Source organism: Gramella sp. MT6 (genome assembly GCF_019357415.1).
Lineage (GTDB): Bacteria > Bacteroidota > Bacteroidia > Flavobacteriales > Flavobacteriaceae > Christiangramia.
The window spans coordinates 2,991,143-3,011,770 of record NZ_CP048410.1; the positions used below are offsets into that span (position 1 = coordinate 2,991,143).

The 20,628-nt window shown below is 37.2% G+C and carries 21 protein-coding genes; 5 read left to right on the top strand and 16 right to left on the bottom strand.

Annotation, left to right across the window (positions count from 1 at the left end; translation table 11 throughout):
- The first annotated feature begins 12 nt into the window (after positions 1–12).
- The 3 genes from G3I01_RS13420 (at position 13) to G3I01_RS13430 (ending at position 3,464) form a co-directional block, all read left to right on the top strand.
- Positions 13–228, top strand: coding sequence for a hypothetical protein (locus tag G3I01_RS13420; protein WP_219548714.1), 216 nt, complete (start codon positions 13–15; stop codon positions 226–228).
- A 214-nt stretch (positions 229–442) separates the two neighbouring features.
- Positions 443–2,860 (top strand): outer membrane beta-barrel family protein, encoded by a 2,418-nt coding sequence (locus G3I01_RS13425; RefSeq protein ID WP_219548715.1) that lies wholly within the window; start codon positions 443–445, stop codon positions 2,858–2,860.
- A 70-nt stretch (positions 2,861–2,930) separates the two neighbouring features.
- Positions 2,931–3,464: a DUF4251 domain-containing protein gene (locus tag G3I01_RS13430; RefSeq protein ID WP_219548716.1), complete on the top strand. Its 534-nt coding sequence runs from the start codon at positions 2,931–2,933 to the stop codon at positions 3,462–3,464.
- On the opposite strand, the gene G3I01_RS13435 is transcribed toward G3I01_RS13430, so the two are convergent.
- From G3I01_RS13435 to G3I01_RS13470, 8 genes are all read right to left on the bottom strand, one after another.
- Positions 3,461–3,883 carry a hypothetical protein gene (locus G3I01_RS13435; protein WP_219548717.1) on the bottom strand — a complete coding sequence of 141 codons (423 nt, stop codon included), beginning with the start codon at positions 3,881–3,883 and terminating at the stop codon, positions 3,461–3,463. The two genes, G3I01_RS13430 and G3I01_RS13435, sit on opposite strands and share 4 nt — an antisense overlap.
- Positions 3,884–4,221: 338 nt before the next feature.
- Complete coding sequence (locus G3I01_RS13440; RefSeq protein WP_219548718.1) at positions 4,222–5,370, bottom strand: hypothetical protein; 1,149 nt, start codon at positions 5,368–5,370, stop codon at positions 4,222–4,224.
- Positions 5,371–5,375: 5 nt separating this feature from the next.
- Positions 5,376–6,074, bottom strand: a complete 699-nt coding sequence (locus G3I01_RS13445) for an ABC transporter ATP-binding protein (protein ID WP_219548720.1) — start codon at positions 6,072–6,074, stop codon at positions 5,376–5,378.
- 4 nt (positions 6,075–6,078) lie between these two features.
- Positions 6,079–7,296, bottom strand: coding sequence for an FtsX-like permease family protein (locus G3I01_RS13450; protein ID WP_219548721.1), 1,218 nt, complete (start codon positions 7,294–7,296; stop codon positions 6,079–6,081).
- 2 nt (positions 7,297–7,298) lie between these two features.
- Positions 7,299–8,519 (bottom strand): ABC transporter permease, encoded by a 1,221-nt coding sequence (locus G3I01_RS13455; RefSeq protein WP_219548722.1) that lies wholly within the window; start codon positions 8,517–8,519, stop codon positions 7,299–7,301.
- Positions 8,519–9,289 carry an outer membrane lipoprotein-sorting protein gene (locus tag G3I01_RS13460; RefSeq protein WP_257710603.1) on the bottom strand — a complete coding sequence of 257 codons (771 nt, stop codon included), beginning with the start codon at positions 9,287–9,289 and terminating at the stop codon, positions 8,519–8,521. The genes G3I01_RS13455 and G3I01_RS13460 overlap by 1 nt, the downstream gene beginning before the upstream one ends.
- A gap of 95 nt (positions 9,290–9,384) precedes the next feature.
- Positions 9,385–10,581 carry an acyl-CoA dehydrogenase family protein gene (locus G3I01_RS13465; RefSeq protein ID WP_219548723.1) on the bottom strand — a complete coding sequence of 399 codons (1,197 nt, stop codon included), beginning with the start codon at positions 10,579–10,581 and terminating at the stop codon, positions 9,385–9,387.
- Between the two features lie 146 nt (positions 10,582–10,727).
- Positions 10,728–11,216 (bottom strand): peptide-methionine (S)-S-oxide reductase, encoded by a 489-nt coding sequence (locus G3I01_RS13470; RefSeq protein ID WP_347708993.1) that lies wholly within the window; start codon positions 11,214–11,216, stop codon positions 10,728–10,730.
- A gap of 104 nt (positions 11,217–11,320) precedes the next feature.
- On the opposite strand from G3I01_RS13470, the gene G3I01_RS13475 reads away from it, so the two are divergent.
- Complete coding sequence (locus tag G3I01_RS13475; protein WP_219548724.1) at positions 11,321–11,941, top strand: SOS response-associated peptidase; 621 nt, start codon at positions 11,321–11,323, stop codon at positions 11,939–11,941.
- A 63-nt stretch (positions 11,942–12,004) separates the two neighbouring features.
- Here the strand turns inward: G3I01_RS13475 and G3I01_RS13480 are convergent, their stop codons facing one another.
- The 5 genes from G3I01_RS13480 to G3I01_RS13500 form a co-directional block, all read right to left on the bottom strand.
- Complete coding sequence (locus tag G3I01_RS13480) at positions 12,005–12,769, bottom strand: SDR family oxidoreductase (RefSeq protein ID WP_219548726.1); 765 nt, start codon at positions 12,767–12,769, stop codon at positions 12,005–12,007.
- A gap of 6 nt (positions 12,770–12,775) precedes the next feature.
- Complete coding sequence (locus tag G3I01_RS13485; protein WP_219548727.1) at positions 12,776–13,141, bottom strand: cupin domain-containing protein; 366 nt, start codon at positions 13,139–13,141, stop codon at positions 12,776–12,778.
- A gap of 42 nt (positions 13,142–13,183) precedes the next feature.
- A complete protein-coding gene (locus tag G3I01_RS13490) occupies positions 13,184–14,056 on the bottom strand; it encodes an EamA family transporter (protein WP_219548728.1) in 873 nt (290 codons plus the stop codon).
- Positions 14,057–14,199: 143 nt separating this feature from the next.
- Positions 14,200–14,604 carry a hypothetical protein gene (locus G3I01_RS13495; RefSeq protein ID WP_219548729.1) on the bottom strand — a complete coding sequence of 135 codons (405 nt, stop codon included), beginning with the start codon at positions 14,602–14,604 and terminating at the stop codon, positions 14,200–14,202.
- A 271-nt stretch (positions 14,605–14,875) separates the two neighbouring features.
- Positions 14,876–15,343, bottom strand: coding sequence for a PepSY-like domain-containing protein (locus G3I01_RS13500; protein WP_219548731.1), 468 nt, complete (start codon positions 15,341–15,343; stop codon positions 14,876–14,878).
- Between the two features lie 135 nt (positions 15,344–15,478).
- On the opposite strand from G3I01_RS13500, the gene G3I01_RS13505 reads away from it, so the two are divergent.
- Positions 15,479–15,943 carry a GNAT family N-acetyltransferase gene (locus tag G3I01_RS13505; RefSeq protein ID WP_219548732.1) on the top strand — a complete coding sequence of 155 codons (465 nt, stop codon included), beginning with the start codon at positions 15,479–15,481 and terminating at the stop codon, positions 15,941–15,943.
- A 5-nt stretch (positions 15,944–15,948) separates the two neighbouring features.
- Here G3I01_RS13505 and G3I01_RS13510 read toward each other — a convergent pair whose 3' ends face one another.
- From G3I01_RS13510 to G3I01_RS13520, 3 genes are all read right to left on the bottom strand, one after another.
- The gene (locus G3I01_RS13510; protein ID WP_257710604.1) at positions 15,949–17,823 is read right to left on the bottom strand and encodes an adenylate/guanylate cyclase domain-containing protein; all 1,875 of its coding nucleotides are present in this window, start codon (positions 17,821–17,823) and stop codon (positions 15,949–15,951) included.
- A 16-nt stretch (positions 17,824–17,839) separates the two neighbouring features.
- Positions 17,840–18,220 carry a hypothetical protein gene (locus G3I01_RS13515; RefSeq protein ID WP_219548734.1) on the bottom strand — a complete coding sequence of 127 codons (381 nt, stop codon included), beginning with the start codon at positions 18,218–18,220 and terminating at the stop codon, positions 17,840–17,842.
- A 197-nt stretch (positions 18,221–18,417) separates the two neighbouring features.
- Positions 18,418–20,526, bottom strand: a complete 2,109-nt coding sequence (locus tag G3I01_RS13520) for an elongation factor G (protein ID WP_219548736.1) — start codon at positions 20,524–20,526, stop codon at positions 18,418–18,420.
- Positions 20,527–20,628 lie beyond the last annotated feature (102 nt).

A 20,628-nucleotide genomic window follows, 5' to 3' on the forward strand; every position in this document is an offset into this window, starting at 1 on the left:
AAAACAATTATTATGTCTGAAGATAAAAATAATGAGCAGGCCGATTGGCAAAAGAATTCAGGAAGACCTTCGAATTTTCATGAAAAGGATGATAAACTGAGGAAGGATGGGGATGGTAATCTCAAAATCAAAAAAGACAGATCACGTATTACAAGTGAGGAAGAAGAAACAATACAAGATACCTTAGATTCTATTAGTGGAACAGAGGAGGATGAAGAGGAAAAATAAAACCAGAAACATTTGAGAATTGATCCGGTAACAAAATTGATGTTACCGGATTTTTTTTGTCAAATCTTTACAGGAGCAGAAATTAGATTTCCAGAATTAATCTATCTACCAATTACTTCTATAATTTTAAATTTACAATTTAAAAAACTGAAAATGAGATAGTTAATGAACGCTTATAGGTTTTTAGTTTATATTTGTGTATAACTATCTAAAAATGTGTAAGTTAACTACTACACTTTGTGTTTTTCTTCTGTTTCTTACTGATGTTTTTTCCCAGGTGGAATATACTATTACAGGAAATGTAAAAACTGCTAACGGGGAAGCATTGCCATTCGCAAATATCCTTTTGCTTAAGCAAATAGATTCAACTTTAGTAGAAGGAGGTATAACACAGGATGATGGGAGTTATAAACTTTCAGGAGTACCGGGTGATTATCTGCTAATGGCCAGCATGATAGGATATAAACCATCATATTCAAAAAATTTCAGTTTAAATGAAAATTTAACGATGCCTTCGCTGGTATTAAATGAGGAATTACTGGATGAAGTTCAAATAGAGGGGACAAAACCTCTTTTTCAGCAAAAAATGGATCGTATGATCATTAACGTGGAAAACAGTATTATTTCGGCAGGAAGTTCAGCCCTGGAGATATTGGAAAGATCTCCGGGTGTTCTTGTAAACCGGCAGAATAATAGTATTTCTATTCTGGGAAAAGATGGAGTTGCCATTATGATAAACGGGAAAAACAGTTATGTTCCCGTTGCCACCTTGATCCAAATGCTGGAGGGGATGACCTCAGATAATATTGTAAGTATAGAATTGATAACAACGCCACCCTCGAATCTCGATGCTGAAGGTAATGCCGGGTTTATTAATATCATTCTCAAAGAAAGGACAGATGTTGGACTAAATGGCTCCGCGTCACTATCGGCTGGGTATAGCAATGATTTTCTAACTACCAATTCTATCAATTTTAATTACAGGAAAGGTAAGTTAAATCTATTCGGAAATTATTCATACAGTCTCAACGAAACAGATCAGATTATTACCGTCTCCCGGGAATATACTGAAGATGGAGACAGCGTTGGGAACAGTACATACTCAGATAGGGATGCCCGGCAGGAAAATCATAATATAAGAACAGGTTTAGATTATCAACTTTCAGAAAAAACCATCATGGGAATACTGCTTACTGCTTATGATAATCGCTGGTCTATGTACGCGGAAAATGAAAATATCAATACCAGGAATTCTGAAATCGAGTCATTTATATACCTGAAAAATCATGAGATCAATCATTGGAAACATTTTGGGGCGAACTTCAATATTTCTCACGATTTTACTGATGAAAAATCTCTCGTCTTCAATCTTGATTACCTCTATTATAAAGACGATAATCCCAATGATTATAAAAATTCATATTTCGATGAAAATGTTGTTTTTGAAGCCGATACAATTTCCCGAAGCACTAAGCTAACTCCTATCAAAACCTATGTTGGTGCCCTGGATTATAAAACCAGTCCCAATGAAGAACTTAAAATAGAAACAGGTTTAAAATTAACAACCTCTAATTTTGAAAATGACGTTGCAGTAGAGGAGCTCATTAATAATTCCTGGATCCCAGATCCTACACTCACCAACAAAAGTTACCTGGATGAAAGCATTTACGCCGGGTACTTTAGTATGGAATATCAGTTCTCTGAAAATACAGGGATTAAAGCAGGCCTTAGATATGAATTCACCAATTCTGAGCTGGATACAGATACACAGGGTAGAGTAGTGGATCGTGAATATGGAGAATTTTTCCCAACTCTATATTTAAACCATAATTTAAATGATACGCTAAGTATGAATCTCAGTTATTCAAGGCGAATAACCAGGCCCACTTTTAATGATCTCGCGCCATTCGTGATTCTTTTTGATCCTTATACTTTCATTTCGGGAAACGCTTCTTTACAACCGGCCCTTTCAAATTCGGTTAAATATAGTATCAATTATAGATCTTCTGTCCTGTCTGTTGAATATACAAATGAGGATAATACTATCGCGAATTTTCAGGAGCGTTTAGATGAAGAGACCGGCCGGCTTATATTTGAAGCCAACAATCTGGATTACACAAGAAGCCTGGCCGTGAGCCTTGGGTTTCCCTGGCGTATTACCAAATGGTGGCGCACACAGAACAATCTAAATTATGTTTACCAAAAGCTTAGGGGATTCTATTACGAAGACACGGTAGAATTAAGTCTTGGTATTTACTTTATAAATAACATAAATTCTTTTAAAATTTCTGAGACCTGGTCTGCAGAGTTAAGCGGTTTCTATAATAGCGAGAGCTTTTTTGGAACTGCCAAATACGATGCTTTTTATAGAGTAGATTCCGGAATCTCTAAAAAATTCGGTGAAAATGGCGGAACCCTGAAGTTAACGATTCGGGACATCTTTGACTCTTTTGAATTTAATGGTGGAACCAATTTGCCTGAACAGGATCTAAAAACACAGAACCTATTCGATTTTTCAGCGCGTACCTTCCTGCTAACCTTTACCTTCAATTTTGGAAACCGAAAATTAAAATCTTCAAGAAACAGGGAAACGGGAGCCGAAGCGGAAAGAAGAAGAGTACAGGAGCAATAATTCTTTTTGGAACAGCTGCTTTAATGGAAAATGAGTAAATTATTAGCGCTAGAATAATAAATTGATACCGATGAAGATTTTTAAAAATATCGAATTAAGAAGATCCCTTAGTGCAAGTTTTCTATTTTTTTCTTTATTTCTATTGATAGCCTGTGGTAGTTCAAATACTGCTATAGATAATGAAAACTTCAAGGAATTACAGGAACTGGTCTCTAAAGGCCAGTTCGAAATTGAGAATAATTTGGCATATCCAAATAACGGAGGCAATATTAATTTGATTGGTAACCCGAATCATATAAAATTCAATAAGGATAGTGTGGATGTTTTTTTGCCTTATTTTGGAGTAAGACATTCTGGAGGTAGTTATGGAAGTGACCAGGGAGGAATTAAATATGAAGGGATCGCAAAGAATATTAAAACCTCTGAACAACCTGAAAAAGATAGGATTGAGATTACTTTTGAAGCCCTGAAAGACGGTGAGAGCCTTGACTTTAGAGTCACTCTATATCCTAATAATAATGTGAGAACCTATGTCATCTCAAGTCAAAGAACAACCATTTCTTATGAGGGGAAATTAAGTGAATTTGAAGAAAATGAAAATTAAACAGGTAGATTACCGGTATATTCGAGTGCTAATTTAAGGTCGGTGAAATGCATGATCTTTCCTTCTTTATAGAATAATCGTTCTATGGCGATATTGGTAGTTCCAATATTATTGTGTGTGACAATGCAAAAACTCCTGAGTTTGCGATTTTCTTCAAAGAATTTTATCCAATCCTGAGCCACTACGGAATAATCATTTATACGGTTAGACATGTAATTCACGTAAAAATCCTTACCGAAATATTTTTCTGCAAGAGCGATAACTTCAGAACCTTTTTCCCATCCATAGATAATACCTTCATTTAATTCTGTAACAATAGTTTTATCCAGGAAAATAATATCACCAAAATCCAAATGGTGAATTTGTTTGATGGCGTTCTCGGGAACAGAATTTACTACAGAATTAGGATGAAATGCCATAATTTAATGATTCTTAGAATTTACAAAAGTAAAAGGTAAATTATTAAAAATCAGATATTAAGGTAAATTTAAATAGAAAATAATATTAATTGAATTCATAGTCTTTTTAATACAGCGAATAATTTTGGAAACAGAAGTTTATTCATTCATTAAAGAGGATCTATTAGTATTAAAATTCAATTATTATATGGAAGATAGAGAAGTAGAAGACGGATTAAGTAAGAATCTAGACGACAACTAGTAAAATATTATATTTTACATAATATAAATTATAGTTCATATATGATATATTAGTTATTAAGTGAAATGTACATTTCCCGCACTATTTGATCTATTTATCAAAAACTCCAGCGAAGTCTCACAAAGAGAATATTTCCTAAAGTCTGGTAATCTTCAAATTCAAAGAAAGACTGACCCGTGAAATTAAGATCCCAGTTCATGGCAATTGAATAATCTAGGCTAGGTATAATTATTACTGAATAGTTTGTTGGTGAATAAATGCTGCTAAATGACCACCTGAAAATCGGTGTAAATTCATTAGCAATTTGTAAAAAACCTGAATATTTAAACGGCATTAAATTTTTCGCGGTTAGACTGGTAAACACCAGATCCCCCAGATTTGCTGTTGAGTCTTCCGCATTACTATTATACAATACCGAACCATGAAGGTACAATCCACCTGGAAACCCATAATCAACGGATAAGGATCCGCTCAACACATTTTCAGAATCCACATAAGACTCATAAGGTACAAAATATGAGATCTCTCCTTTAAAACCGGTTTCTTTTAAGTTTCCGGCCCAACCGGCTCCAATAACCCAATCCTTTTTATAAACGCCCGTAATTAGCTGTATATCATAGGAAGCCTTATTGAATTTATACATTGCCGCAATTATTTTATCATCGGCGCTTTTCCCTTTTTTGGCAGCTACTTCAATCTTACTAAAATCACCTGTAAAGTATTGTATCCTTATGGCATCACTCCCCGGCCGTTCTTCATAATCAAAGTCCAGATAATTATAGGTATTGAAGATATCATTTGGATTCCAGACTAAATTCATTCCCCAGTTAACACGCTGTCTTCCAACGGTAATATCCCAGTCACCTTTGGTGTAATTAATTAAAGCCCTGTCTATGGTAGAATTAAAAAGAAGGTCTTTGTTATAAATTATATTCCAAGAAAGATCTACAATTCCATTGTCCTGAGAAATGTAGTCCGAAAAGCCTGGTATATTCTTAACATTGTTACCATAAATCACTCTGTTCCTAACTTCTAACCTCGCTGTAATGGAATTTGAAGGAATATACTTAAAATTCAATCTGTTGTGTAAAAATGTTGTCCACTGTAACTGTTCCAGTCTGTCTACAAAACTGAATTCCTGCAGATTCTTAATGTAACCGTTGAGAAATAGTTTTTCCTCCCTTTCCTGGGCATATATCGTAGTTAAGGTGAATAATAACAGATATGTTAGTAATAACCTTTTCATGAGGATCAGGTGGGTGTTTGTTGTACATCAGAATCTACCTTACCATCAACCAGTGTTATTACGCGTCTCGCCTTTTGAATCACTCTCTGGTCATGCGTAGAAAACAAAAAAGTGATATTCTCTTCTTTGTTCAGTTTGGCCATAATGTCCAGCAAATTAGCAGCAGATTTGGAATCTAAATTCGCCGTAGGTTCATCTGCCAGTATTATTTTTGGTTTTGAGGCCAATGCCCTGGCAACCGCCACACGTTGTTGCTGTCCGCCGGAAAGTTCACCTGGCTTACTATCTATCTTATCCTCAAGATCTACTTCTTCCAGTAAGTTTAATACCCTTTTTTCGCGCTCTTTTTTGGGCATATGCTGCAATTGCAAAACAAAACCCACATTTTCTTTTGCAGTGAGCACCGGGATCAAATTAAACGCCTGGAATACAAAGCCAATATTGTGCAGTCTGAAATCTATTAATTTGTTTTCTGAAAGCTCGGTCAATTCAACTCCATCTATAATTACACTTCCTTTTGTGGGTTCATCCAGGCCACCCATCATATTCAGTAAGGTCGATTTTCCTGAACCCGAAGGGCCGACCAAAGCGACGAACTCCCCCTCCTCTATATGTACGTGTACATCCTGAACCGCATAAACCGGCACTTTCTCAGGGTTGTATGTTTTACTCACATTATGTGCGTCTATTATTGTCTTTACCATCACTTTATATTTTACGTATTGCTTCCGAAGGATTTAATTGCAGGGCTTTATAGGCTGGATAAATAGCCGATAATATGGCCGTGATAAAGCACATGGTCATGATGATCATATATTTTTCCTGATCTAAAGCCGGATAGATCATGGAACTGAAACCATAAGATGCCAGGCCTTCAGAAAACATAGACATATCTATTCCAGTTCTTCCTAATATGGTCACTGTTAACCAGCCCATTAGCAGGCCAATTGGACACCCAATTAGTGTTAAATAAATGGTTTCCAGCATGATCATGAAAAATATCTTCCGCTTGTTTAAGCCAATTGCCATCAACATTCCTAGCTCTCTAATACGCTCTAGTACAGACATTAACATCGTATTTACTATACCACAGGTTAAAGCCAGTAAAATGAGCCCGCTAATGATATAGGTATACAAGTTGAAGGATTCTATAATAAGGTCCAGTTCAGGAGCAAGCTGCCTCCAGTCCTCGATCTTCGCATTAGGAACAAGTGTTTTGTTGTAATTTGTAATGCTGTCCAGTTGTTCTTCATCTTTAATTAAAATGGCTATTTCGTTGGTTTCAGAAGGCTTTAAATCCAGTAAATTTCTTAAATGTTCCTTTTTTACATAAACATTCACTTCATCTAAAGAAATGTTCTTAGATCTGTAAATCCCTCCAACCCTGAAAGCTGCGGAAACTATTTCAGAGTTCACATCGGTAAAGGTTAATACCACTTTGCTTTTAAGTTTGAGCTTATGTTTTTTAGACAATTTCTGGCCAATCAGGATTTCATTGTCTTTGCCAGATCCAAAATATGCGCCCTCAATAAGGTTCTGGCCCAATCCTATCTGCTTAGTTTCTGAAACCGGATTGATCCCGTAAATGGTCACTCCACTGGCAGTTGTAGTGGAGGTAATCATCCCGGTTGCAATAACCCGGGAACTTACGGATGCAATTCGGCTATCAGACTCTAATTGTTCTAATATCGAATCGGAATCCGGTATAATAAATCTAGGATCCATTTCCTGTTTAAAGTCAGGATCATGAATTTGAATATGGGATAATTGCTTATAAACAGATTCGTTGATATTGTTCTTATACATGCCCCAGGAAAAAGACAGAATAAAGATTCCTGCCCATATTCCAATTATGATTGAGCTAACCACCACTAAGCTTCTGGAGGTATTCCTCCATATATTCCGCCAGGCAATCTGAAACAACATGACTAACTATTTATGGCTTCAACAGGTTTTAATCTCATCACCTTATAGCCCGGATAAAAAGCCAACAGGATAGATAAGACCATAACAATTAAAGTCTGAACAATAAAAATCTTCTCCTCACTGGAAAAGTATAGAATGGATTCAATGCCATAATCCTCATATACCTGCTCTATTTCGCCGGTTAAACGAATTGGATATATGGTGAACCATTTCACCACCAAAATTCCTCCAATGATACCGGCAAAACATCCAATCAAAGAGATCATTAAAGATTCCAGTAAAAGGATAATGGCCAGTAAATGCTTTTTCATTCCAATGGCAATAAGGATTCCCAGTTCGTGTTTTCTTTCAAAAAGCATCATTAGCAAGGTGCCAAATAATCCGAAGGAGATAATAATATACAGGACAGCGATAATGATAAAATGTCCTGTTTTATCGGCCTCTATAAACTGGTCAAGTTCAGACAGCATTTCTTTCCAGGTCATTACCTCATATTTCTCTGGATCTATTGTTTCCTGAATAGATCTTTTCATGCCTTGCAGATCTGTTGTTTTGTTAGGCATGATAGATACCGATGATAAGCGATCTTCTGCCCCATACATATATTGTGCCTGCCTGAGTGGAATATACACCACGCTGTTATTAAGATCTATAGCTCCTAATTTCACCAGACCTTTCACCCTGTATTTTGCTGCGGCACTGCTTGCATGATAGCCCTGGCCCAAAAGCACCAGGGTGTCGTTTACTCCTAATTTGAGCTTAGAGGCTAAACCTTCCCCTAAAACAACCGCATTTTCATTGGGGTTTTCAATGAATTCGCCGCTGGTGATCTTTTCGTGAAGATTATTGACAGCTTTTTCTTTGTCCGGGTCTATTCCTAAAACAAGAACACCCTTTGTTTTATCTGTATAAGATGCCAGGGCAAAGCTTTGTAAACGGGGGATAATATTTTCCACATTCGGATTTTTAAGCAACTCCTGATACAAATTTTCATCCTCCTCAAATGTGTTATCAATAGATTGCTCATCCCAATAACCTGTCTGTTGGATCTGCAGGTAACCGGTTGAATAACTCACCACGTTATGGATCATATTATCATAGATACCATCGGTTAAGGACTTAAAAGTAATCGCCAGCAACACCGCGAAAAAAACAGAGGTCGCGGTGATGATCGTTCTGCGTTTATTACGCCAGATATTTAACCAGGCTAGTTTTAACAACATCACTTTAATTGTTTCATATTTCTTGTGGTGAAGAAATCATCTTTAATAGGCTCATCAAAAACAATATCATTGTAAATGATCACCGTACTGTTTCCTTCCTTATCAACCGGGAACATTTCTATTTTTGAAGTTATTTTTCTTCCTCCCATTTCTTTTATATCACTGGACCTCATAATGTTTACCAGTTCTCCGTCCTCATCATAGAATTCAGCTTTTAACTGCAAAAAATCAAGAGTGTCTATCCAGACAATTACCTTTTCCCAAACTATTGCTGCGGAAGGTTTGGGGATCATTTGAATTTTATAGCATTCCTTTCCTGCAATAGTTTCTTTTCCCAGCAACGTATGATCATAATCTGATACCGAAGAAGCTTCCCTCACCAGATCGTCATTAGTAAAGTCAGTCCCCATCCAGCTTTGAGACATCATGGATGGAGGTAATTTGATATTGCGTTCAATAGAAGGTATCCAGTTCCATACTTCCTTTATTCGCTTTAAAAAAACAGTGCCTTTTTCTTTCGCGGGACTTGTAACTAAGATCATGGAATAATCATCGCCCTTGCTCCAGGCTTTCATTTGCATTTCCCGGCTCCAGGTAGGCCTTATGATCTTAATGGTGATATCTGTCTGCGAGGTTTTCCCACGCATATTTTCATCTGCCTTCTTCACTATATCTTTTGCAGAGAGCTCTTGCTGACCAGAAACGGTCATGATTGGCACTATGAAAATCATAATGCCTAAAAGCAATTTTAGGATTTCTGAGGTTTTCATAAAGTCAAAGTTACCTGACCTTATTTTGAAAAAGAATGATGATTATCAGTGTAAATAGAAAGAATACTTTGAGAATTAGTATAATTCTTCCTGTCCTATTTTTTTCTATCGTCTTTCATTTGCCCGAACAATTCCTTAAACAAACCGCGAGCGATCAATAATTTCATAATCTCGTTGGTGCCGGCGTAGATCCTGGCCACCCTATTATCTGCATACATACGCGCAATTGGATAATCCCACATATAGCCATAACCACCAAATAACTGTAGGCATTCATCAACTACTTTATTGTGCATATCAGTAGCGGAATATTTGGCCATGGAAGCACTTTCAGCAGTGAGTTCATGTTTTGATAACAATGATGTACAGCGATCTAAAAAAGACTGGTGAACCTGTAATTGTGTAGCGCATTCGGCAAGTTTAAATTGTGTGTTCTGGAATGCTGCTATGGGTTGCTTAAAAGCGGTTCTGGTAGATGTGTATTCAATGGTATTGGCAATCGCGCCCTCTGCTCCACCAATTGCATTTAATGCAACAATTAGACGTTCTCTGGCCAGTTCGGTCATCATAATCTTAAAACCCGCGCCTTCTTCTCCTAACAGATTCTCCTTCGGAACCTTTACATTATCGAAAAATAATTCACAGGTATCCTGGGCTTTCATCCCTATTTTTTTGAGTGGCTTTCCCTTTTCAAAACCTTCTGAATCACTTTCAATGATCAATAAAGACACTCCCTCATTCTCTGTTCCTTTCCCGGTTTTAACTGCTACCAAAGACATATCACACATAAATCCATTCGTGATAAAAGTTTTCTGTCCGTTTACCAGATAATGATCTTCCTTATCTACCGCCGTAGTGGTGATCGCCTGAAGATCGCTCCCACAGTTTGGCTCCGTCATACCAAGAGAAGTGATCATTTTACCAGCAGCCATGGCAGGTAGATACTTTTGCTTTTGAGCCTCAGTACCATACTTTAAAAGATATGGAGCAACAACATCTGAATGTAATGAGAAACCAGGTCCGGTTACTCCCTTTTTCGCCAGCTCTTCAATGAATAAGGCGCTAAAGCTGAAATCAAAACCACTGCCACCATAAGCCTCAGGCATATCGATACATAGCAAACCCAATTCTCCGGCACGTTCCCAGATCTCCCTGCTCACCATGCCATTCTTTTCCCATTCGTCTGTTTGATTCAGAATTTCATCACGAATGAAGTCCTGGATCATCTTTTGCATCATTTTATGTTCTTCAGATGCATATATTTCGCGTTCTAATAATACTTTTTGTAACATACGGCCGGTCCATTTTAATTAATAATTCTCAATAATGTCTTACTGGAGTACTAAAGGTACTATAAATCAGGTTTATATGTGATTTTACCCATAGGAGATCATTCGGCCGTCTCAGGAGGTAATTCAGATAAAGCTATCTATTTTACTTATTTGATGAACCTTTGGAATTTATCTTCAAGGATTTTTATTTTAGGATCTATATACAATTTACAGAATGGCCTTTCCGGATCGGTCTTGTAGTAATTGGTTATTTCAGGTCTGGATGCCTTAAACTTGCCAAAATAATATGCCGAAGTAATTATTGGCTTTTCAAATTTTTCCTGCAAAGTATTCAGAATATCCAGCACTTCGGAATTTTGCTTTGTATTGAAGGTATAAACAGCAGAAAGATATTTGGAACGCATACTATGATTGGAAGTACTCTGATGCGTTTGCAGATGGATCTCGATAAGTGCCTGAAGGCTGATACTTCCGGGATCATAATTTACAAGTATTCCTTCATAAAAAGTTTCCTTTTCCTGAGCTGTCGAAATATAACCCTGCTTCACTTCCTTCACTCCTTTTATAGCCTGAAAGACCGCTTCGGTACACCAGTGGCATCCACCTCCAAAACCTATTCTATGCAACTCTTTCAATATCTGTTTATTTGGTCTATCGGTTTACTAAAATAATAAAGCAGGGCATATTCCTGTTGATATATCTCCATAGAATTCATTAATTTTAAAAAAAGCAAAATCCCATGTGTTACCGTACAAAACTCAATTCTAAACTCTCGTCGCTGGAAAAATCTCTGGATGCCCGGTTTATCGAACCTGAGAAATACAAACCTCAGGATGAGATCAATGCATTTAGTTTTGCGGAAACTCCAGTGATCACAGATGAAAATCCCGGGGAGATAAATATTTACCACTGGGGCCTTATTCCTTTCTGGGCCAAGGATGATAATATCAAAAAAAGGACCCTGAATTCCAAGATAGAGACCGCCAGTGAAAAACCGGCTTTCCGGAATTCAGTGAATAATCGTTGCCTGGTGATTGCAGATGGTTATTATGAATGGCAATGGCTGGACTCTAAAGGAAAAGAAAAGCAGAAATTTCTCATTCAACCGGTAGATCAGGAAATATTCTCTTTTGCAGGGATCTACTCCTCGTGGAAAAATCCGCAGACCAATGAACTGGTGAACTCCTACTCTATTCTCACCACCGAAGCCAATGAACTTATGAATGAGATACATAATAACAAAAAACGGATGCCGGTTGTGCTCAAAAATAAAGATATGGCAGCCTGGCTTGCTGGAGATGACCTTGAGAAGTTCGCTTTCCCTTATGAGGTGGAATTAAAAGCCAAACCGGTATCATAGATGATCCTGAGAAAAGTTCCGGATGCTATCTATATTATTTCCCTTTGATATTAGGTTTCATCGTTATAAAATATTTTTGATCCAGCCCCCATCAACCGCAAGGGAAACTCCCGTAATATAACTGGCTCTTTCACTAGCTAGAAAAGTGACCGCAGCAGCAAATTCTTTGGGTTCCCCAAAACGTCGCAAGGGAATATCCTTTTTCGCTTCTTCCATTTCCGGGTTTTTATTGATCAGACTCTTCAATCGGTTGGTGTTGGTATAACCGGGCATCACATTATTTACCGTGATATTATATTCTCCCAGTTCACCTGCCAAAGTTTTCATTAATCCAACTACAGAAGCCCTTACAGAATTAGATAAAATAAGATTCTCTACCGGCTGCTTAACCGCCTGTGAAGTGATACTGATTATACGTCCCCAGTTTTGTTCTTTCATTCCGGGAATAAAACTTCGCATGATCGACACCGCGCTGCCTAACAGTAACTGATAGGCTTTATCCCAGTCTTCCTGTTCGAAGTTTTCAAATTTACCTGAAGGTGGCCCGCCGGTATTGGTTACAAGAATATCAATATGACTGAATTTGTCTTTTATTTCAGCTACAATTCTTTTTCTGTCTTGGGCAATTGAAAGGTCACCGGCAACTGCCATCACTACGGTATTACTGGCTGAAGCGATCTCATTTTTCGTTTTTTCAAGCGTTTCTTTATCACGGCCATTGATGATCACTTTTGCACCTTCAAACGCGAGTTCCATAGCCACACTTTTCCCTAGCCCCTGACTGGATGCTCCAACAAAGGCTATTTTATTCTTTAATCCAAAATCCATAAAAATCTATGAGTTGTTTCTTAGGTAATTATCTGTTCCGTCAAGCCAGTCTTCGCGTATGGGCGCCCAGGTGTCAATTTCCTCTACGTCTCCAATCATAAGCGCTTCATGAGGAAGATCTGCCGGGATCACGATAACATCCCCGGCATTAAGGTCTATTGTTTCCTCTTTATTTTTACCAAACCAGAAGCGAATGGTTTCCGAAAGCACATTGGTCACCTGTTCATTGATGTGGCTGTGTAGCGGCACTAAAAACCCGTCTTTGAATTTCATTTTTGCCACCATAACTTTTTCGCCATAGACCAGCTGGCGTTCCATTTTATCGGTAACCTTTTCAACGGGAATGGTATCCCAGTTCAGTTTTTTGATCATTTTCAATTCTATTTAAAACTGAAATAAGATAAGGATATTTCCTTAAACCGATTCTGCCTGAAGTTGTGCTTGTTTCCTGTTCATTCTGGAAATAAAGAAACTGCTTATTAAAATAAAGGCTCCACCCACATAAGTATTCCAGCTTAGTGTTTCGTCCAATAGAAAATACCCTAATAAAATAGCGCTTACAACCTCAAGATACATAAGGGATGTGGCGGTTGCTGCTGGAAGAAATTTGAGTCCGTAGAAGAACAGTTTAAAAACCACCACCCCAATAACGATCCCATAAACAAGCCCTGTTCCCATATGACCAATTTCGGTAGATGGAAGTCCGGTTAAAAAGGGTAGAAAGATAATTGCCCCTGCAATATTCTGATAAATAATGAGCTGATTCTGACTATAATTATGCGTTTCCTTTTTAAACATGATCACGGTTACCGCATAACCGATAGCAGCTCCCAAAGCTGCAAGCATTCCTATAAAGTCATCAGACTGGAAACTAAAAGGCTTTCCGGCATAGGTAAGCACAATTCCTGTGAAAGCCAGAAATAAAAAGAACCATTGTTTATTTTGTATTGGGTGTTTATAATACAGGCTTTCTATGCCGGTTACAAATAATGGATATGAATAGAAGAGCACGACCGCATTACCAATGGAAGTATATTTATAAGCCAAGAGATATAGGAACATACGCCCAGCGTTTAAAAAAGACACGATAAGCATGTGACGATAATTTCCTTTTAATTCAATCCCGCCCTTATGCCATACTGCTGGCAATAAAAAAAGCGCAGGAACTGCTGTTCTAAACCAGGCGATCATACCAGTAGACATGCTGGTCATCTCCTTTATGAAAATACCATTTGTACCGGCAATCAGTGCACAAATGACCACCCCGTAGATCGCTTTTTTCGTCATTGCTTCAAGTAGCTTAAAGAAGCGGCGAAACTACTCTTTTTATGAATATTGCCTGACGAAAAACTATAAGAAAACTTAATTAGCCTATAGGATATTTCAGATCTTCTAAAGCTGTGATTATTCAGTCGTTTCCGAAAGAATAATTACTTTTTTTCCGGCATATTTTCATCCATATGAGACATAGCCTGTTTCATACAATCGTCGTTCATCATGCCCTTAGTATGCATCATTTGGATCATGTTAGACATCATTTGAGGATTATTCATAAAGGATTGCATCATTGCCGTACTGTCTTTCATATTCATCATTCCACCACGACGATTCATACCCTTCATAGATCCATCCATAATCATTTGTGAGTTCCCATGATGTACCTGCATATAATTCCTGAAACTCTTTAGGTACTCAGGATTATCACTAATAGAGCTAAAAATTTCCGTTCTGGTTTCTTCATTTTCCAGCATGGATGTAACCTCCTGTTTTTGATTACAACCCAACAATAACATTAGGCCTGCTGCGACTACAATAATTAAAACATCCCTTTTCATAATATTGAATTTTATTATTAGAAAATCTATAGCAAATAGTTTTAAGTTTAGGATTCATCTTTAAAGGTTTTAGAACCTTTAAGTTACAGGTAACCCGATTTATATTGAATGATATTTATCATTCAGTGAGAAAAAGGAAATTATTAATGGGAATTAATGCCTGGTGCTAGGGCATAAAAAAGCTGTTCATTTCTTTCAATACGCTTAAAAGTAATAAACAGCCTTAATTATTATTCCAAAATACCTTAAATCAGTATCTTCAATGCAATTTTTAATTTTTACGTTGTCTTTCAATTTTCATTACTGATCCATCTTCTTTGAAAACAACATCCATATTTTTCCCTTTCTGTTTGAATTCCACATCATAGAATTCGCCTTCTTTCGCACTATTCACGTGTTCGACTTCGGTAATTTTTCTATCGGGATATTCCTCTTCAATTTTTTTCTTAATAGCGTCGGGAAGGTTCTCTTTTTTAATGCTATTTTCGGTTTCTATCCAGGATCCGTCAGCATTAAAATCAGCTCTGTATTTTTCGCCATCAATTTTGAAATGTGATTCCCAGTTGCCGTGATCATCTTTTTCCCAGTCTGGATCATTCTCTACAGGATATTTATTCTGAAAAGTCCTTTGAACCACTTCCGGTACTTCGTTCTTCTCTTTCTTAGTGTCCTTTTTCTCCTGGCAGCTCAGCAATCCAACCGTTAGTAATGCTACCAATAAAATCGAAACTCTTCTCATGATCATAATTTTGTATAAAACTAGGATAGCAAAGAAACCTAAGCAGCCAATGAAATCATAAAATTTAATTTTCTGCTGACCGGGCTTTAATTTCTAGAAAGTATCTGCTAAATTCACTATTAAAATATTGAAGAAATGATCAGGATAGAAAGAACGAACTCAGACGATACAGATTTTATAAAACTGGTGAAGGAACTGGATGAATATCTTGCTGTAAAAGATGGTGATGAGCATGATTTCTATGATCAATTCAATAAACTGGACAGGATAAAGCATGTAGTAGTTCTATACAAGGAAAAGGATCCGGTAGCCTGCGGAGCGATCAAGGAATATACAGAAGGCGTCATGGAAATTAAAAGAATGTATGTGAAACCTGAAGAACGCAATAAAGGTTATGCCAGCAAAATACTTCGAATATTAGAGCTTTGGGCACTGGAATTAGGTTATGAAAAATGTATACTCGAAACAGGCACCAGGCAAACAGAAGCTATTGGTCTTTACCAAAGAAATAATTATAAACTTACTCGGAATTATGCCCCTTATGATCAAATGGAAAATAGCCGGTGTTTTGAGAAAGTGCTAAAAAGGAATTTAGGTTAAGATATTTATATATTATTGGCTAATGAATGTTCAGTTTGCATCTTATTAGATGATAATTCTTTAAATTTCCTGAGATAATCTTCATTTGCTTTTTTCACAAAATACATTTTCATAAAGCCCTTGTTCTTGACTTCAAATTCCCCCCTGTATTCGCATTCAAAATCTCTATCTATTAGCTCACAGGTTTTCTCTGAAATGTTGATCTTTCCTGGTTCTGAATGCGACTCCATTCTGGAAGCGATATTTACAGTATCTCCCCAAATGTCATAGGCAAATTTCTTGGTCCCCACTACTCCGGCCACTACTGGTCCCGAATTAATGCCAATTTTGAGATCAAAATTTAATTCTTTATATTCAATTTCAGACCTTGCTTTGGAGGATCTAACAAATTCTGTCATTTCGAATGCAGCCATCACAATTCTTTGAGCGTGGTCTTGAGAAGGAAACGGTAATCCACCAGCGCACATATAACAATCGCCAAGGGTCTTTATTTTTTCAAGGCCATATTTCTCAACGATCTCATCGAATTTTGAAAAATAAAAATCTACCGAATCTACAACTTCTTCTGGACTAAGCCTTTCTGAATAGCTGGTAAAACCTACAAAATCGCCAAATAGAACACTTACGGAGTCAAATTTTTTCGCTACCACTTTTCCAGAATCCCTTAATTCCATAGCTGTGTCTTTAGGTAGAATATTCAACAATAATTTTTCTGACCGGTTTTTCTCTTTTTCTATGATCGCTTTGGTCCTGGATATGAATTTATTGCGCCTGAAAAGTCCAATAGCCAGAATTGCAATAAGTAATAAGGCAATAGCAATACCAATTAAAACGGCTTTCTGAGTTTTTCTTTGTTGTTCTACCAGGTCCAGCTGAACCTGTTTCTGAGAAACTTCGTAATCTGTTCTTAAACGGGCCATTTCCTGCACAGTTTCGAGGTTATTGATACTATCCCTGTAAAGAACAAAGTTCTCATAGTTATTAAAGGCATTTTTATAATCTCCCCTATTTTTATTGAGCTCGGATAACTGAAGATGAGCTTCGCTTATCTGCTTTTTTAAATTATATCGCTCTGCGAGACCAAGACTTTGTTCGGCGTATGAGAATGCCTTATCTAATTTATTTTTCCTGAAATAGATATCAGACATATAATTGAGATAAACCGATATTGGAGAATAATCCTCCAGTTTTTTTAAGATATCGATCGCTTCAGAGATTCTTTTCTCTGCCAGCTCATCTTTTCCCTGCTCTGCATATACCATTCCTGAATTTCCATAATTGTAAGCAAGGCCAATTGGGACATTTAGTTCTTTGAAGATCAAACCAGACTCTTCGAAGTATATCAGTGCGCTATCATACTGTTTTGTTTTTAAATATTCATCTCCTGCATTTAGAAGGGTTGTAGCAAGAACCATAGAGTCATTGATCTCTCTAACTTCTCTTAAGCCCCTTTTATAATAGGATTTCGCATTCTTTGAATTCCCCATTTCTGAATAGGTGTCAGCTATAGAAATTAAAACTGCAGATTTACCTAGTTCATCTCCGGCTAAAACCGCCTGTTCTTCGCTTTTAAAGAAAGCTTTGAGTGCTTCGGTATAATTACCCAATGACTGCAGATGATAACCCTTTTGCAGATATCCGGAATGAGCATATTGATTGCTGGCTTCTTTTAAAGCTTTCGTTATAAGAATATCTGAGTAAATAATTGCTTTTTGAGGATCGGTTTCATATTCAGCAATTTGTTTTAAAACCTCAAGGTCATTATTTGTCCCTTTTTCATATATTAAAATGAGACTATCAGCTTGTTTTTGATCCTGCGCATAGACAGAAATGCCCAAAATACAAAACAAGCCTATTGTTAGGGAATAGGCTTTAAGCATGCAAAACATATTTGAATTAGTTTTTAATAGAGAGCTTGGGATCATCGGTATAGGTCTCGCTATCCCCATCTATGGTAAAGATTATTGAATAATCTTCGCTATCAATGGTTTTACCACCTTTCGTTGGTTTCTGGGATACAATTGTACCTTCATAGTTGCCGTTACCTGTAGAATGAGGAGAAGAAGAAAAAATACTGGTCTCGCCTGTTTTTTCAACGATCTCAATACTTTGTATCCCGCTAGTTAGATCTGGAACCCAGGTAACATTTGCGCCAAGTTCTACATTAGTATTCATTTGATTGTCTCCGGAATCTCCCACGGAATCTTTTAGTTTAAGCTTTGGCGGATTACTATCTGAATTTTTCAAACTTACGGTAATGATCACTGCAGTACTCATAGAATTTAGTTTAGGTTGGTTAATATTTACGGGAAGGCCCTCAGTTTAATTGTCACCTTAACAAATGAAATCGAAATGAGTTACCATCTAATAATCAATCACTTATAAAATTAGAGTAAATTTCAGTGATAACATCCTTAATTCATTATAAATTGCTTATTATCAGAAAAATACATTTGTAAACATGAAGTTTGCTATTAAATTTCAAGATTAACTAATTCTTTCTGGACATTTACCGGAACTGGTTGATATGATGAAAAAATAGAGGTGAAAGTCGCCCTTCCCTGCGTGAGGGACCTTAGATCTGTAGAATAGCCATGAAGTTCTGCCTCTGGAGCTACACATTTCAAGACCTGGTAATTACCATCACTTTCAATTCCCTGTATTATTGCCCGCCTTGATTGTAAATCTGTCATTACATTCCCAACCATTTCTTCGGGTACTTTTACTGTTAGTTCTACAGTTGGCTCTAATAGTTTTGGATTTGCATGGAGAAAAGCTTCTTTAAATGCATGTGCTCCCGCGATCTTGAAGGAAATATCGTTGGAATCTACCGAATGCATTTTGCCATCATAAACCATAACCCGAACGTCACGACAATAAGAACCCGTTAAAGGCCCCTCCTCCATTACTTCAAGAATTCCTTTCAGAATAGATGGTAAATATCGCTGATCTATCGCACCTCCAACAATACAATTATAAAATACCAGTTTTCCGCCCCATGGAAGGTCTATCTCTTCTTTTCCTCTTATATTAAAGCCTTCAGGCTCAGTAATACCTTCGAACCATGGTTCAATCTTCATGTGTACCTGAGCGAATTGACCCGAGCCTCCAGATTGCTTTTTATGCCTGTAATTTGCATTGGCAGAGCGTTGAATAGTTTCTCTGAAGGCTATTTTCGGCTTTTGAAAACTTACTTCAACTCCGTAAATATTAAGTAAAATCCATTCCAATATCGCCAAATGAAGCTCACCCTGGCAGGCTATGATCAACTGTCTTCCCTCTTTGGAATAGGATATCTCTACAGTTGGATCCTGACTATGGATCTTCTTCAAAGCTTCACTTAATTTCTCCTCATCTTTATTATTTATAGCAGAAATAGCCTTGTGATACCTGGGTTGTGGATATTTAATAGGTTTAATAGATAACTCACTCCCTACTTCAGATAAGGTGTCATTGGTTTCGGTATCTTTCAATTTCAAGGTGGCTCCAATATCGCCAACGGTAAGCCTTGAAACAGGAATACGCTCTTTTCCATCCATGATAAAAAGCTGGTTCAAAGTTTCAGTTTCCCCGGTACGGGAATTGACCAGTTTATCATTCAATTTAACTTCTCCTCTTTTAACTTTGAAAAAAGTAACCTGACCCAAATTAGGCTGATGAACTGTTTTAAAAACGAATAATGCTGTTGGGGCCTCTTTTTCAGGAATTAATTCTTTTCCATCCATACTTTGCTCCGCATCCATATCTGTAGCTGCCGGTGCTACATTATCTATGAACCCCATCAACCTTCCGCTGCCCATATCATTAAGTGCAGATACACAAAAAACCGGGAATAACTCATGATTCATCATCCCGGCTTTTATCCCTTTTCTCATTTCATTTTCATCGAGGCTGCCCTTATCGAAAAATAGCTCCATAAGCTCTTCATCATTTTCAGCAGCTTTTTCCACCAGCTCGTTATGTAAGAAATCTGCCTTCTCTTTTTGATCTTTTGGTATCTCTAACTTTTCGGGCTTTCCTCCTTGCGGCGGAAATTTATACATCCTCATTTTCAAAATATCGATGATACAATGTGCTCCATCTATCATCACCGGATACTGAATCTGAACGGTATTATTTCCAACCAGATTAGAAATGCTTTTTAAACTTTCTTCAAAATTGAAGGCCGGATGGTCTATTTGATTAATAACGAATAAGGTTGGCTTGCGATACCGGTCTATATAGTTCCAGATGATCTCTGTGCCCACTTCCACTCCTTGTTGCCCATTGATAATGGTCAATATGGTATCTGCGACTTTAATTGAGCTTATAACTTCTCCTATAAAATCATCGAGACCAGGTGTATCGATTATATTGATCTTATAGTTCCGCCATTCGGTATGCAAAGGAGTTGCATAAACAGAATTCCCTTTCTCCTGTTCAATTTCGTGATAATCTGAAACTGTGTTCTTATTCTCTACACTTCCTCTCCTATTAATGAGGTTAGCTTCGAATAACATGGTTTCGGCCAGGGTGGTCTTGCCACTGTTATGGGCACCTACAAAGACCACATTTTTAATGTGCTTATCATCATATACTTTCATTTCCGGCTGTTTTTAAATTAGTATCAAGCAGGAAATAAAGATCAAAATAGAATGGGAGATGAAAAATGCAGGAACTGCTTAATAAAGATAAGCATAAGCCTA